Consider the following 13,581-nt stretch of genomic DNA (forward strand, 5'->3'; position numbering starts at 1 on the left):
TTTGGCAGGCACCGCTGGTACCTGCTTCAGTCGGATACCCGAACTAAAACTTCGTTTCTTCTGAATAGAGGCGGTGTCAGTGGCGGGTTATAAATTGCACTCGAAATTTCCCCAACGGGCTTGAGTCCAAATTTTGTTACCGCTGCTAGAAGCTCAACACTTTTGGCTTCGAAAATTTCCTGATTCCAGACTCCTCTATAGCGCAGGGCGGCAAAACGACCACCTTCAACTTTTCGAAGTTCGATACTTACATTTGCGGGAGTCGGGATGCCATCGGCGGCAACCTGCTTTGGAACCACAAACGAAACTTTCCATCCTTGCTCGCTGGGCACCTGTTGCACCGGAGATGTCATCGAGATTTTTTGCGCCGCAGAATTCTCGCCACTGATGTATCTAAATAGATTGTTGAACGCACGGTTCGATGCAATTCGAAGATCTGCCGTGGCACTTACGTCACACTCAGCAAGCCAATGTTCGTCATAGTCGCGCAGCTCTATGCCGAAGCCTGAACCGATCGCTCGGTATGCGGGTTTCTCAATAGCCATTCTTGCCTCCTGAGCGAAACTATACAATCGTCACATGTCTGCTGATGAAGTTACCGCCTACATTGAGGCACAGGATGAACCCAAACGCTCTACTCTTTTGGCAGTGCGTCAGAGCATCCTAGAAATTGAACCATCGCTTGAACAGGTAATTGCCTGGAATTCACCTCAGTTCAAATTCAAGGGCAAATATGCCGTGGGGCTATGTGCTTTTAAAAATCACTTGACCTTCTCGCCGCAGAGCCCCGATGTAATGATCGAGCATGCCGCTGATCTGGCCGATTATGTGACTTCAAAAAGTTCATTCCAATTTGCGATTGACCAGCCCTTGCCAAAGACATTGCTGTCAAAGTTGCTAAAGGCGCGTTTGGCTGAACTCTCAAAGTAGGGCTCAAAGGGGGTACTAGCGTCACCTGCTGAGGGCAACAAAAACCACATTTTCAAAACCAATCAAGCAATAGACTTTCGACACATTCTCGATTCGAAAGCTTTTCCATGTCTGAACAACTGAAGCACCCCAACTTGGTTTTGGGCATAATCGCGCTCAGTTATTTGATGCTGGTGGTCGACCTTTCGATTGCCATAACAGCCCTTCCGCTCATCCAGGCTGACTTGGGTTTCAGTACTGCATCGCTTTCTTGGATTCAGAATGCATACACGCTGATTTTTGGCGGATTACTCTTGCTCGGTGCCCGCATCGGCGATCTCTTTGGCCGTCGCCGCATGTTCATCGGGGGACTCGGGTTTTTCATGGGTGCCTCACTTTTGGTGGGCCTCGCAACTTCAGCCGAAGTCATGATTGTGGCGCGAGTACTTCAAGGCGTGGGCGCTGCTGTTCTAGCGCCTTCGACTTTGGCGCTGCTCAGCACAAGTTTTCCGGTGCAACCAGAACGAGGCAGGGCGATGGCCATTTATGGCTCGATCACCGGCATCGGCACGAGCCTAGGTTTGGTTCTGGGCGGTTGGGTAGCCGAAGCTTTTGACTGGCGCTGGGCGTTTATTGCTAACGTGCCCCTGGGCATCGCCCTCATGATTGCCGCTCGCGCTTACCTGGTTGAAACTCCAAGACAAACTGGTCGCGTCGATGTTTGGGGTGCGGCGCTTTCGACCGTCGGCATGACCGCAATTGTTTATGCCCTAATTCTTGCTGCTGAAGAAGGCTGGCAACAAAACATCACTTGGATGCTTTTGCTGGTCGGCATCATCTCAATCGGAGCATTCATCCAGGTAGAAAAGAAGGTAAAAACGCCTCTGGTTCCGCTGCGACTGTTTAGGAGCGCTCAACGCTCAGGAGCCAACCTAGCCAGAGCCTTATTTGTGGGGTCAATGGCGGCATTCTGGTTCTTCGTTTCGCAGTTCCTGCAGGTTGCAAAAGGATTGAATCCACTCGAAACCGGACTAGCCTTTTTGCCGATGACGCTCGCTAGTTTTGCAATTGCATTCTTTGTTCCGCGCCTCTCTCGCCGTTTCGGTGACACACCGTTTCTGGCTGGTGGTTTAGCAACTGTTGCGATTGGCACTATTTGGCTTAGCCAATTCACTGCCAATGGGTCTTATCTGTGGCAGGTGGCTGTGCCGATGGTGCTAGTGGGTATTGGCCAGGGGGCCTCAACCATTCGTTTGACAACCGCGGGAATAGCTGGAGTTTCAGCTGAGGATTCTGGAGTGGCTTCGGGCATAGTCAGCACGGCTGTTCAGCTCGGCAGCTCACTTGGCCTTAGTGTTCTGATTGCCTTGGCCGCAGTAGTTGAAGTTGGTGGGCTTTCGGCCGGTGAGGCGATCTCGAAGCAGGCAAATATTGCCGTTTTCGGCGGAGGGATTCTTTGCGCTATCGCACTGGCTATTGTTCTGGTTTTTGTCTTGCCAAAGAAACTTCAGCTGGGCGACTAAGAACAAAATTAGATATTAAAAAGCTTCTAGTAAATTTTTGCGGTAAGCCACTAACCTGACATCAAGAAATGATTGTCAGGGGGCTTTAGGCAAATGACGAATAACCAAATTGAAAAGCAGATCAAGCTCTATAAACTCGCGCTAATTCTTCTGGCCTCAGCTACAGGAATCACGATTGCTGGCTTCTTTCAAGTCTTGGCGATGCAGTCGTCGAATGGCGATCTAAGTTTTAGCCATGCACTCGCTGGCAACGGTTTATTTAGCCCATTGGCAACACTAATTGCAGACCTAATTGCCGCTCCCGGCATGATCTGGCTTTATCGCTCATCCAAGAAATTAGCCACTTTGTCGCCTGAAGGTGCGAGAACCAAATATCGAGCAATCTGGGCGTTTCAACAAATAGTCGGAACCATCGTGACCGCTGGCGCAGTAGTGATGATTCCTGGCTCGCTGATGGCAATTCAGATGTTGTTGCCTGGTTTCGCCGTAGTCTTTCCAATTTTTGCCGGCGCATATATTCACCTGCGCGCACGGGCCTTGAATCGAGAGTATCGACTCGCAGAGAACACGCCGCCGGCTGTCCAAGCTGAACTAGAGGTCGACAACAAACCAGAGATCACAACAGACCCTAAATCTGGAATGGTTCCGTTGGTCATAACTGGCCTTTTACTAGCAATCAATGTTGTTGGTGAAATAAGTTTTTACAACGATTTTAGAAGTGATCCGGGGTTCTCTACGCTCGGATCGAGCATGTATCCATCAAGCATGATGCTGGGACTGGCTCAATTCCTCGACATATTTGTAATCGACCTCATTGCGCTTGTGTTCATGATTATTGCTATCAAGGCTCGGGCAAGGTATCCAAAAGGCCGAATGCGCCTAATCGCAATTTTTACGATCGCAAACCTGGCAATATTTCCGGGAGCATTTGCAACACCTTTGGCTTTGTCTGCAGGCCCTAATGCGGCAGCCAGCCAGCTTGTGTCACAGCAAAAAGACTCCTACGAGACAATGAATTATTTGCAGAACCAGCCTCTCCCAGCTGGTTTCGGAATGATCGACGAGTTCAGTTCTTGCCTCGATGCCGGCTGCGGTCAAGAAGTGAATTCGTTTTGGCGCACTGGGGTTTACAAACTCGAGGATCCTGCCATTCTCGAAACCTGTGAGGCAGTAATTAGTTATGGACTCAACCTTGGGTTAGACAACTATTCGGCAGGTGAGAATGGCGAAACTCTGCCTCTCGGCGATGGTGTTGAGGCTGCATCGGTCTGTGCCAAAACCATGGATGAATACCCCCGTCTGAAAGTTCAGCAATATGAGGCAATTTCGCCTCGGTTCACAATTTCGGGAACGGCTAATTTTGGGGCAAGAAGCCCATTACAACTCGAGCTCATGTTGATGAAAGCCGGCAAACTGTCTGAGGTTCCAAACACCTGGGGTTACGACTTTTCAATCGCAACGACTTATAACTCAAGCCCTGCTGATGCAGGTAACGGAGGCCTTTCTCAGGGCACGGTTGAGATTAACGCTTTGCTCGAAGCATTTGGCCAAGCCCGATTGGCCGAACCCGATCGCAACCCAACCGATCCAAAATTCGTCAAAGAAATTCTCGCCGGTTATGAATATCCGGTCGACATTACCGTGGTCGAAAGCTCGCCAGGTGTTGCAAATCGCCTAGACCTAACTAACTCTGATCGCGCTCACATGTGCCTTTCGATTGACGCCCGGGATGAGGAATACATGGGAAGCCCCGATCCTGGAACTGGCTATGGGCTCGGATACATGAACGATCTTGAAGTTCTCAAAGGATTCGGAAACGCTGTTGAGGGCGGATGTTAAAGTAAGGGCATGCCCCGATTAGCCCAGACCAAGAATGGCCACCCGCCGAAAATTTGTGAGCGCTGCGGTTTGCCGTTTGAATGGCGCAAAAAATGGGAGCGAGACTGGGCAAATGTGAAGTTCTGCTCGCAGAAGTGCAAGGGCTAAATGGCTCGAATTCTCTATGTGCCTTTTGATCACCTGAACTTCGACTTCGGAGTTCTAAAGGGCGCTGACCCTGCATCTGATGTCATAGCCATGGTCGAGAGCCAACGAATGGTAACCGGCCGGCCCTGGCATAAAGAGAGGCTCTTTTTTCTGATTGCTTCGGCCAGGCATTTTGCAGCAGAGGCCCGCAGGCGGGGTTTCGAGGTTCACTACATCCAAGCCTCAAGCACCATCGAAGGCCTAAAGCAAATAGCTACCAATCTAGTGGCTGAATCAACTTTTCATTGTGCCGAGCCGTCTTCTTTCAGGCAGTATCAACAGCTAAAAGATTTTGGCGTCGAGTTCGTTGAAAATGATTTTTTCATGACCACTCGCAAGCACTTTTTTATGTGGGCAGAGCGTCAAAAAACTTTTGTGATGGAGAACTTCTATCGGGCCCAACGTGTTCGATTAGGCGTTTTGGTCAACGGCAGTGACCCTGAGGGCGGCCGGTGGAATTACGATTCTGAGAACCGCCTGCCACCTCCAAAAAATTATGTGTGGCCGCCATACCTGTTGCACGAGCGTGATGTCATCGACGCCGAAGTAGCTGCCGAATTGAACTTTGAGCCGAGCAAAACTTGGGCGACAACCAGGGCAGGCGCTCTGGCTCAACTAGATAACTTCATCACTAATCACCTGCAAAGCTTTGGCCCTTATGAAGACGCTATTGCTGAAGACAACTGGGCGCTTCATCACTCGCTTCTAAGCCCATATCTGAACAATGGCTTATTGAATGCGCGCGAAGTCGTTGAAGCAGCGGTCGTCGCCTACGAGTCAGGCGCAATTGCCATTCAGTCTGTCGAGGCTTTTATTCGGCAAATAATTGGCTGGCGCGAATACATCCATGGCATGTATTGGTTTCTTGGCGAGAGCTATCGCGAACAAAATCAACTAAGTGCAAATCGCCAACTGCTGCCCCTGTTCACCGACTCATCAAAAACACGAATGAACTGTGTGCGCTCTGTGGTTTCTGACATTGAGACTCGGGCTTGGGCTCATCACATTCCACGTTTGATGGTGCTGAGTAATCTTGCCCTGACCACCGGCGTCAACCCTCAAGAATTTCTTGACTGGATGCGTGAAAATTTCGTGGATGCAAATGAATGGGTAATGGTGCCAAACATTATCGGCATGGCAACTCATGCCGACGGCGGAACGCTAATGACTAAGCCTTATGCTGCCGGCGGCGCCTATCTGAATCGGATGACCCAGCACTGCAAAGGTTGCGCCTATGACCCGAAAAAGCGAATCGGCGATGATGCCTGCCCATTCACTACTTTGTACTGGGATTTTCTCGATCGGCACAAAGATTTGTTCGCGAAAAATCATCGGATGAGTCAGCAGATTGCTGGGCTAAATCGACTGGGCGACTTGCACGAAGTTCGGGCAAGGGCAGCATCAGTAATCAATGGCCTCGAGCAAGGAATCATATAGTCGGCTGTGCACAAAATTCACCAGCCCAGAGGCTGACTTTCTAGAACTGAATTATTTCGGCTAAACTAATCAAGTTCTAGGAGACGTCGCATAGCCCGGTCGAGTGCGCCTCACTGCTAATGAGGTAGGGATCTTAAAGTCCCTCGGAGGTTCAAATCCTCTCGTCTCCGCTCTAAACAAATACCCCGTCAGGTTTGACGGGGTATTTTTTCGTTTAACCGAAGTTTCATGAACCCGTTTCTGGCCCGTGTTTGCACTATGTGGGGTTAACCCCAAATTCAAGTAGCTTCAAAAATGCCGAACTCTATCCTGAACTTTGCTGGTTGTACTGTGCCCAAATTGGGGCGCCCGAGCCATGCCGCAAGTAATAGAGAAAGTGTTTTTACATGTTGTCTTTGAAGTTCATCCGAGTATCAAAGCGAGTAGCTGCAGTCGCTGCAACCCTTGCCCTGTCATTCGCCGGCTTAGTTGCTGGCGTTGCGGCTCCAGCAAGCGCGACCACAACGAATGCTCGCCAGGTTGGTGGAGTAACTCTACTTTCTACCGGGTCAGTTGATCGAGTGGTCGAAAAAGACGGCTTCATTTACATGCTCGATGGCGGCAACAGCAGCGGCAAGCTTTTCCGCGCGAGTGCAACCGATGCTTCGATTGCTCCAACTTTGCTAGTTGACGTGGATCCAAACATTGATGACTATTCGACGAGCTCATGCCGCACTCGGGCAGCACTTGGCGACTCAGTCACAATATTGGCTAATCCAACTGCCATGACAGTTTTTGGCAACGATCTCTATGTTCTTAACTGTGCTTCTAGCACAAACAACAGCGTGGTTAAGTTTTCACTTTCAGACACCAGCGCTACTTCTTTGACCGGTACGGTAGTTGCCAACAGCAGCTCAATAGGCACTTATGTCTACTACACCGACATTGCTATTGCTTCAAACGGACGTCTATTGCTCGCCACCGCACCAACTTACTCGACTGGTTCTATTGAGACCGTGCCGCTAGACGGAAACGGCCAATACTCTACAACCAAGTCAACTTTTGTTACAGCTCCTACAAATGAAGGGCCGGCACGATTTGCCAAGGATGCAAACGGAGACCTGTTTGCAATCAGCATTCCATGGCAGAGCCCTCGCACTTTGGCTGCGCGTTTCTTTGAGATTACGACCCCAACCGAGGCCACCGGGTCAATGGATGAGCTTGCGACCGTAGCAAGCTCCCGAGACGCCGATCCTAACTTTGCTATTGATCAAGCAACTGGTGATTTTCTTTACACAATCAACTACGGCACCAGTGCTGAATCAGGCAAAGTTCACCGTTTAGTAAAAGGTGCAGCCACTGACTGGGCAACCACAGAAGTTGCTGTTCAACCGACCGGCGCTGTTGCACCAGTTTCTACAATCACTCTTGATACTGTCAACGCGATTTCAAACAAAACTACGCTCGATGTAGTTACCTCAAGCGCAATTAATGTGGCAGTAGGCGACAGGGCAAACTCGGGCAGCTTCTCGGGAACAGGAATGTACCCTTCAAGCTTCAACGGGGCTACTGTAATTGCTGTCACTGACTCAACTCACTTCAAGATTCGAACCGATTACGCGCTTTCGAACACTACTTACACCGGTTTTACATTTGACATCGGAATTGAACGCAGACTCGGTTATGTGTCAGCCTTGGCTGCAACTTCTAACGGCATTTTTATGGGTCTCAGCTCATACATGTATGACGCCGCAACCAGTACTTACAAATCGGGCGTTATGCGTTCAGTTGCTCTACAAGCACCTCGAGCTTTGAAGGCCTCAACAGCAAGTGCTTTCCACCGTGGATTGAGCGTCAGCTGGTCAACCGGCGCCTCGGTTCTCGGCATTGATTCGATAGAAGCTCAGATCTGGGCTGGTGCGACAGCCGATGCTTCGCTAGCAGCCGCTACATCGGCATCCACTTCTCCAGTTGCCACTTGTGTACCGAGCAGCGCACTCTCGGCGAATAACACATTGTCTTGTGCCATTTATGAAGGTCTAGAGACCGGCAAGTACTACACCACACGAATCAAATCAACTAACGCTGCCGGATCCACTTTGAGCGTTGCTCCAGTAGCGACAACCACACCTTATATTTCTCACCCGGCAGTGCTTGTAAGCGACCTCGCGCCAACCGCAACCTTGCCAGCTGAATCACCAACTGGCACTGGCCCTGGTTACGCTCACATTTCAACCACCGGCAGCGGATCAGCGATTGCTCTGCTTCGATCGGCAAGACCGCGCAAGAGCGTTGCTGACGGCCAGGGTGGCGTGTTCTATGCAATTCAGTCGGGTACATCAGCCGCCAGCGCAGTGAGCATCGTTCACCTACTGGCTGATGGAACGATTGACACCACTTTGGGCTCTGGCGGTGTTCAAGACTTTGCTCAAGAGAACTCCCTAAGGACCATCACTTTGGCTACATTTGGTTCGGGTGCTGATGTCAAGTGGGCCGTGCAGGAGTACTTCTCCAGCACAGGCGTGATCAGAATTACTTCGCAAACCTCAGCCACCACGTCTGAGACTCTTACATACACAGTCAGCGACTTGGCTTCGATGTGTGTTGCGCAGTTTACAAACGCGAACCCAACTCAGTACAACACTGCACGTAATACCGGCACCCCGCAGCTTATTTCGACAAGCGCATCGGAACCGATGATTTTAGCCAACTGCTACGTTCCGTATACTTTTGCAACTCAAGCGGGCTCCATCAACAACATGCCCGTATTGGTAACTGTAAGTGCTGATAACACTGTTGAGGTTTTCAGCTCGCTACTTGGTGACCCAACCGCTGCCGAGCTTGAAGCTTCTGGAGCCAAGCCATGTTTGGGCAGTCTGCAGGCAAGCTTTGCTGCAGCGAGCGGCACCACCGGCAAGGTAGCGACCTTGCTTTACCCTGCATCAAGCATGGCAAGCGCAATGTGTTCTTGGAATGCAGCTTCATCAACCGGTTACGCGTTCCAGATTGCTGACGATGGTGCCGTAACCAAGGTTTCAACCGGCAAAACCTATGACAACATGTCAAACTACCCACCGGCATTTGGGCAGACTTTTGCTGGCCTAGATGGCGAGACCTACCTCAGTAATAACTCTGGCATGTCAAGCACCACCTACTTCAAATTGAAGGCAGATGGAACCTGGGATTCAAGTTTTGGTTCTGCTGGAAGCCTTACCGTGGCTGGCCCTTCATGTATGGCTGCTATTTCTCAGGTAGTTGGAGTAGTCGAAGGAGCGCTTGGTCGTAGGTATCTCGCTGCCTACTCGATTGTCAACGGTGTCAGTTCAGGCTCCACTCCTGCACCTAAAAAGGTAACTCCAATCGGAATTCTGGTGAACCCTGGAACTACTACCGATCGTGTTGGATCGACCGTTATGGGTGTAACTGTTGAGATGACCAACTTAGCTAGCAGTTACAGTAATGCTGCTGACGGCGGAGTTGTCTTCAACAACTTTGGTGCAAACAGGTCATCTGGTGAAATGTATTTTGCCTATTTCAAGAGCGATGTAGCTGGTGTTGCCAACGTGACGTGGGACAGCTTTGAATCTGCATTGCCTGCCGGTGATGACCCGATTGAATGTGCACCTTCTCCGTTTGTGAACACAACCAACGGAACCACAGGTTTCTATGGTCAAAAAACCACGGTGCCCATGTCTGGCGGTAAATTCTTCATCGCTGGTAACTCAGGAAGCAATGGTGGAAAGCAGGAGATCTTCAACCCTGGCTCAGACCCAGTTGCCGGTACTTTCTCCTTCACCACTGGTGCACCTGTAACAGCTCGAGACGGTGCTATCGTTGCGCCGCTACAGGGCGACAAAGTGCTGATTGCAGCTGGAAGCTATTGGAATCCAGACACCAGCTCGAGCCAGCGATTGGCCACAGCAGAAATCTACAACAATGCAACTGGTCTCTTCACTGCCACCACAGGCAACATGACCAAACACCGCAACGGTGCAGCTGTTCAATTGCTAGCCAATGGCAAGGTGCTCATCATGGGTGGTGACGACGGAAACTACATGAGTACGCCGGTTAGTTACACCGACGCCGAGCTTTTTGACCCAGCAACGGGAACATTCACTGCTATTTCGACTGGCCCTGGCGCAGTGCGCCCATCGATCGCCGATCTCGGTGGCGGCAAGTGGTTGGTAACGGGCGGATATTCAAATATCACTTCGGCTACCAAAATCTACGACGAAGCAACAAATACATTCACCGCTGGACCAACCTTAGGTTCTACCCGAAGAGCTTCAACTGTGGTTTCATTGGGTGGCGGTCGAGTCTTGATTGCTGGCTCTGCATCTGTTTCCATGGTCGGAGGAGTTCCGAACTCATTCCTCGCAGAGGTGTGTACCGCAACTGCGTGTACTCCACTCGGTTCAGCAGCACCGCGTTCTCTTCACAGCGCATCTGCAGTAGTTCTTGCCAGCGGCAAGGTGCTATTTATGTTCAGTGGCATTTCAACATTGAAGTTGAACCCGTCGACTGGCGCATATACAGCTGGCGAAGACCGTGCAATCGACACATCGCCAGGTCGCGCTTACTTGCTCCCATCTGGCAAGGTGCTGCTCACCGATGAAATGAATACGTCTAACTATCGACCGCTATCAAAGTTCACCGTTTACACTCCACCGGCAGAAGCGGTGGCACCGGTGATGACTACCGCGCCTCGCGTTCTAAAGGGAACCACTGGTTCAGTAACCTTCAGGCTCGAATCAGCGCTAACGACCGCGAAGACATCTGTGGTGTTTAGCAACGCAACCGGTTCAAACGTCTTGATTGCACCTGTGACCATCGCAGCATCAAAGGTGGTTCTAAGTGCTGATAAGAAGAGCGTTACCGTGTCTCTCCCGACAGTGGCACAGCTAAAGAAGGTCGGCACGGCCTATCAGGCTGGCCAAGTTGTAGTGACGATCAAGTCAGGTGCAACCGGTGTTGATATCGCCGGTACCAGCGCTGTTCAATACATTGACACCTTGGATGTTCCAGTGATCAATGCCACTTTGGCAGCAAGTTATGATCACAACACATCTACGGTTTCAGTTGGAGCCACTGCGGTTCTAGGCGGCGGACTGCCATCAACAGTCACCTACGCCACTGCAACTTCAGCGGTTTGTACTGTCTCATCGGCAGGTGTGGTAACTCGTGTCGCTCGTGGCACCTGTACCATCAACGTGACCGTAGCTAAGGGCCTTGGCAACTCAGCAAAGACTCAACCGTTCAGTTTCGTGTTCGCAAAGACACCGCAGACCGTGGCATTCGATGTTGCTACTCCAACAACATTGCCGTTGGTCGAAGACCCAACCGAGATCAACGCCGTTGCAACCTCGGGTCTTGCTGTTGACTATGAGATTGCCGCCGACAGCGATGAGGTTTGTGGCATCGACGACGAGGGCATGCTGACTGCTCTAACTCTTGGAACCTGTGTGGTTACCGCGGTTCAGGCTGGAGATGCAACATATGCTCCTGCAACCTTGGTAAGCACCACCATCGAGATCGCGAACCCATCAGCCCCAGTCGTTGATACCCCGGGTGCAGTTATCGGCGATGGTGTCTTCGGTGCGATCTTGCCTGGTGACACCATGGCCTCAGTTGAAGGCGGCCTTCGCTTTACAGTGGCCAAGACCATGAACTTTGGTCGTGGATTCAAGGTCAAGTATGTGCCAACCGTCAAGTCTGGAAAGGTCACTGCAATCACGCTGACTCCGAGCATTACCTCGGCTTACGCTGGCTCAATTGTGACCACGTTCTCAGTGCCTTCCTCAGTTTCAGCGACTGTTCCGGCCGGCTGGAAGAAAGTAGGCAGCACCTACACATGTACTCCAGCAGATTATGGAGTCAAGACCCGCCAGTCGGTTGCCAAGACTAAGACATACCTAGGAAAGTCTTGTGTGCTCACTCCATCAAAGGTGATTACCGCTGGTTTGAAGGTAACCGTGAAGAATGTCTGGAAGCGCACCAATGCAAAGACTCAGGTCTCTGTCGGTGACCAGAAGCGAACTGCAGTAATTACCCTTCGCACGAGCTAAGAACCACAATTAAGAAACCCCGCTTGGCCAAGTGCCAAACGGGGTTTCTTATTTGCTAAATTATTGAATTACTGTGCTGAACCCAGCGCTTCGACTGAGTCGTAGCTACGAGTGCCAGAGCCATCTCTGACTGAGATCTCGAACTTGGCTGCCCCAACAGCAGTTGAGAAGCGAAGTTCGATTGAGTCTGATCCGTTAACCCAACCTAGACGCATTGAGTCTTCGCCGGTGACCTCATAGCTGAATTGACCTTCGAACACAGGCAGCTTGCGCAGGCGGGCAAGAGCAATGATGGCCTGGGTTACTGGCTGCTTCAAAGCAACTTCAATCTCAGCCGGGGTGTAGTTGTGACGGTTAACATCGCGACCCTGACCGGTCTTATTGAAGAGCTCAACGTCATCTTGGCCGTTAAGAAGACCTACGTAATAAACCTGAGGCTCGCCTGGCAAGAAGAACTGCACTGCACGCATGATTGTGTAAGCAGTGTCGTCGGCGACGATGTTTGGCAAGGTTGCGTTGATTTGGTGAGGCAAGCTAAACCACTGTGGAATCACCGAGGCGATTGCTGAGTGACCGTTGGTGTTCTCTTCAGCCTTCTTGAAAATGAATGCCATTTCATCCTGGGTAATTAGCCCTGGGCGACCGTTGATTGGGCCGCCATCAATAACGCCATAACCGTCGTGAGTGTCAAGAACGTTTAGGCAGTTATCTGGGCGAATCTCGAACCAGTTCTTTAGACGGTCAACAGTGCCGGTGAAGAATGAGTGCAAAAGTAGCGGTGCAGTCTGAAAGTCATAGATCAAGTCGACCAGCGGGGCGATGTCTAGCTGCTGTGTGTAGTGGGCGTGAACCTCAACTAGCACGCGCATGCCGTATGACTGAATCAGTTCGGTGATTTCTTCAACGAACTTTAGAGTCTCTGGCGTCATGAACGAGTCAGTGCCTGGGGTCTTAACTGCGTAGCCCACTGCATCAAGGCGAACAACTTTTACGCCACCCGACTGCAATGCCTCAAGAACACTCTTTAGGTATGCCTGACCCTTTTCGTGGTTGATGTCAATGTCAACCTGAGAAGGCATAAAGGTGGTCCACACCAAACGGCGCTTGCCAGCAACTTCATATGCGGTGAATGGCATGCCTGGGCGTGGTCGGTAGAAAGATGTGATGCCGGCTTCGGTGCCACCATCTGGGAACACGGTGTCGAAAGTTAGGAACAGGCCGGCGTAGTCAGAAGCATCGCCCTTTTCTTGCCAGTCGATAAATTCTGGTGAGAGAGCTGACGCGTGGTTAACAATGAGATCTGCGGTGAGTTCGTGAGTCTGTGAAATGCGCTTGAAGTCAGCCCAGTTGCCTAGGCGTGGGTCAACAATCTTGTGGTCGATTGGGTCGAAGCCAGCGTCGTCGCCGTCATACGGGTGAAAGAAGGGCAGAACATGGATGCCGTTGAAATCTTTCAGTGGGCCGGCAAGCAATTTTTCGATTTCGCCAAGGTTGCCGCCAACGCGTTCGGCATAAACCAGGATGCTCGCACCAGTCATTTTTCCTCCATTTGTCAGCGCTTTCAGATTCAAGAGAGCGCGCAACGAAACCAATTGTTCTTCGCTAATGATATAGGAATATAAGGGCTTACATTTCTGAAATCA

General features: G+C 50.9%; 8 protein-coding genes and 1 tRNA gene. 7 read left to right on the forward strand and 2 right to left on the reverse strand.

Going from position 1 to position 13,581, the window contains the following annotated elements; all coding sequences use genetic code 11:
• Positions 1–26: 26 nt before the first annotated feature.
• On the reverse strand, positions 27–545 hold the full coding sequence (locus Q0L26_RS03630) for a heme-binding protein (protein WP_296647542.1): 519 nt from the start codon (positions 543–545) through the stop codon (positions 27–29).
• A gap of 34 nt (positions 546–579) precedes the next feature.
• Here Q0L26_RS03630 and Q0L26_RS03635 point away from each other — a divergent pair, with 34 nt between their 5' ends.
• The 7 genes from Q0L26_RS03635 to Q0L26_RS03660 all read left to right on the forward strand — a co-directional run bounded on the left by Q0L26_RS03635 (position 580) and on the right by Q0L26_RS03660 (position 11,938).
• Complete coding sequence (locus Q0L26_RS03635) at positions 580–930, forward strand: iron chaperone (RefSeq protein ID WP_296647546.1); 351 nt, start codon at positions 580–582, stop codon at positions 928–930.
• Between the two features lie 107 nt (positions 931–1,037).
• Positions 1,038–2,432 (forward strand): MFS transporter, encoded by a 1,395-nt coding sequence (locus tag Q0L26_RS03640; RefSeq protein ID WP_296647549.1) that lies wholly within the window; start codon positions 1,038–1,040, stop codon positions 2,430–2,432.
• A gap of 93 nt (positions 2,433–2,525) precedes the next feature.
• The gene (locus tag Q0L26_RS03645) at positions 2,526–4,271 is read left to right on the forward strand and encodes a hypothetical protein (RefSeq protein WP_296647550.1); all 1,746 of its coding nucleotides are present in this window, start codon (positions 2,526–2,528) and stop codon (positions 4,269–4,271) included.
• Between the two features lie 9 nt (positions 4,272–4,280).
• A complete protein-coding gene (locus Q0L26_RS07135) occupies positions 4,281–4,418 on the forward strand; it encodes a DUF2256 domain-containing protein (RefSeq protein ID WP_366518393.1) in 138 nt (45 codons plus the stop codon).
• Complete coding sequence (locus Q0L26_RS03650) at positions 4,419–5,894, forward strand: cryptochrome/photolyase family protein (protein ID WP_296647553.1); 1,476 nt, start codon at positions 4,419–4,421, stop codon at positions 5,892–5,894.
• A 79-nt stretch (positions 5,895–5,973) separates the two neighbouring features.
• Positions 5,974–6,064 (forward strand) — tRNA-Ser (locus Q0L26_RS03655).
• Between the two features lie 216 nt (positions 6,065–6,280).
• On the forward strand, positions 6,281–11,938 hold the full coding sequence (locus Q0L26_RS03660; protein WP_296647555.1) for a hypothetical protein: 5,658 nt from the start codon (positions 6,281–6,283) through the stop codon (positions 11,936–11,938).
• A gap of 68 nt (positions 11,939–12,006) precedes the next feature.
• Here the strand turns inward: Q0L26_RS03660 and Q0L26_RS03665 are convergent, their stop codons facing one another.
• Positions 12,007–13,476: an alpha-amylase family glycosyl hydrolase gene (locus Q0L26_RS03665; RefSeq protein ID WP_296647558.1), complete on the reverse strand. Its 1,470-nt coding sequence runs from the start codon at positions 13,474–13,476 to the stop codon at positions 12,007–12,009.
• Positions 13,477–13,581 lie beyond the last annotated feature (105 nt).

Source organism: Rhodoluna sp. (genome assembly GCF_024641065.1).
Lineage (GTDB): Bacteria > Actinomycetota > Actinomycetes > Actinomycetales > Microbacteriaceae > Rhodoluna.

What these genes read in the sequence shown, in the direction of transcription:
- Q0L26_RS03635 (WP_296647546.1), top strand. Translation starts at nt 580, where the DNA reads ATGTCTGCTGATGAAGTTACCGCCTACATTGAGGCACAGGATGAACCC.
- Q0L26_RS07135 (WP_366518393.1), top strand. Translation starts at nt 4,281, where the DNA reads ATGCCCCGATTAGCCCAGACCAAGAATGGCCACCCGCCGAAAATTTGT.
- Q0L26_RS03665 (WP_296647558.1), bottom strand. Translation starts at nt 13,476, where the DNA reads ATGACTGGTGCGAGCATCCTGGTTTATGCCGAACGCGTTGGCGGCAAC.
- Q0L26_RS03630 (WP_296647542.1), bottom strand. Translation starts at nt 545, where the DNA reads ATGGCTATTGAGAAACCCGCATACCGAGCGATCGGTTCAGGCTTCGGC.
- Q0L26_RS03660 (WP_296647555.1), top strand. Translation starts at nt 6,281, where the DNA reads ATGTTGTCTTTGAAGTTCATCCGAGTATCAAAGCGAGTAGCTGCAGTC.
- Q0L26_RS03650 (WP_296647553.1), top strand. Translation starts at nt 4,419, where the DNA reads ATGGCTCGAATTCTCTATGTGCCTTTTGATCACCTGAACTTCGACTTC.
- Q0L26_RS03640 (WP_296647549.1), top strand. Translation starts at nt 1,038, where the DNA reads ATGTCTGAACAACTGAAGCACCCCAACTTGGTTTTGGGCATAATCGCG.
- Q0L26_RS03645 (WP_296647550.1), top strand. Translation starts at nt 2,526, where the DNA reads ATGACGAATAACCAAATTGAAAAGCAGATCAAGCTCTATAAACTCGCG.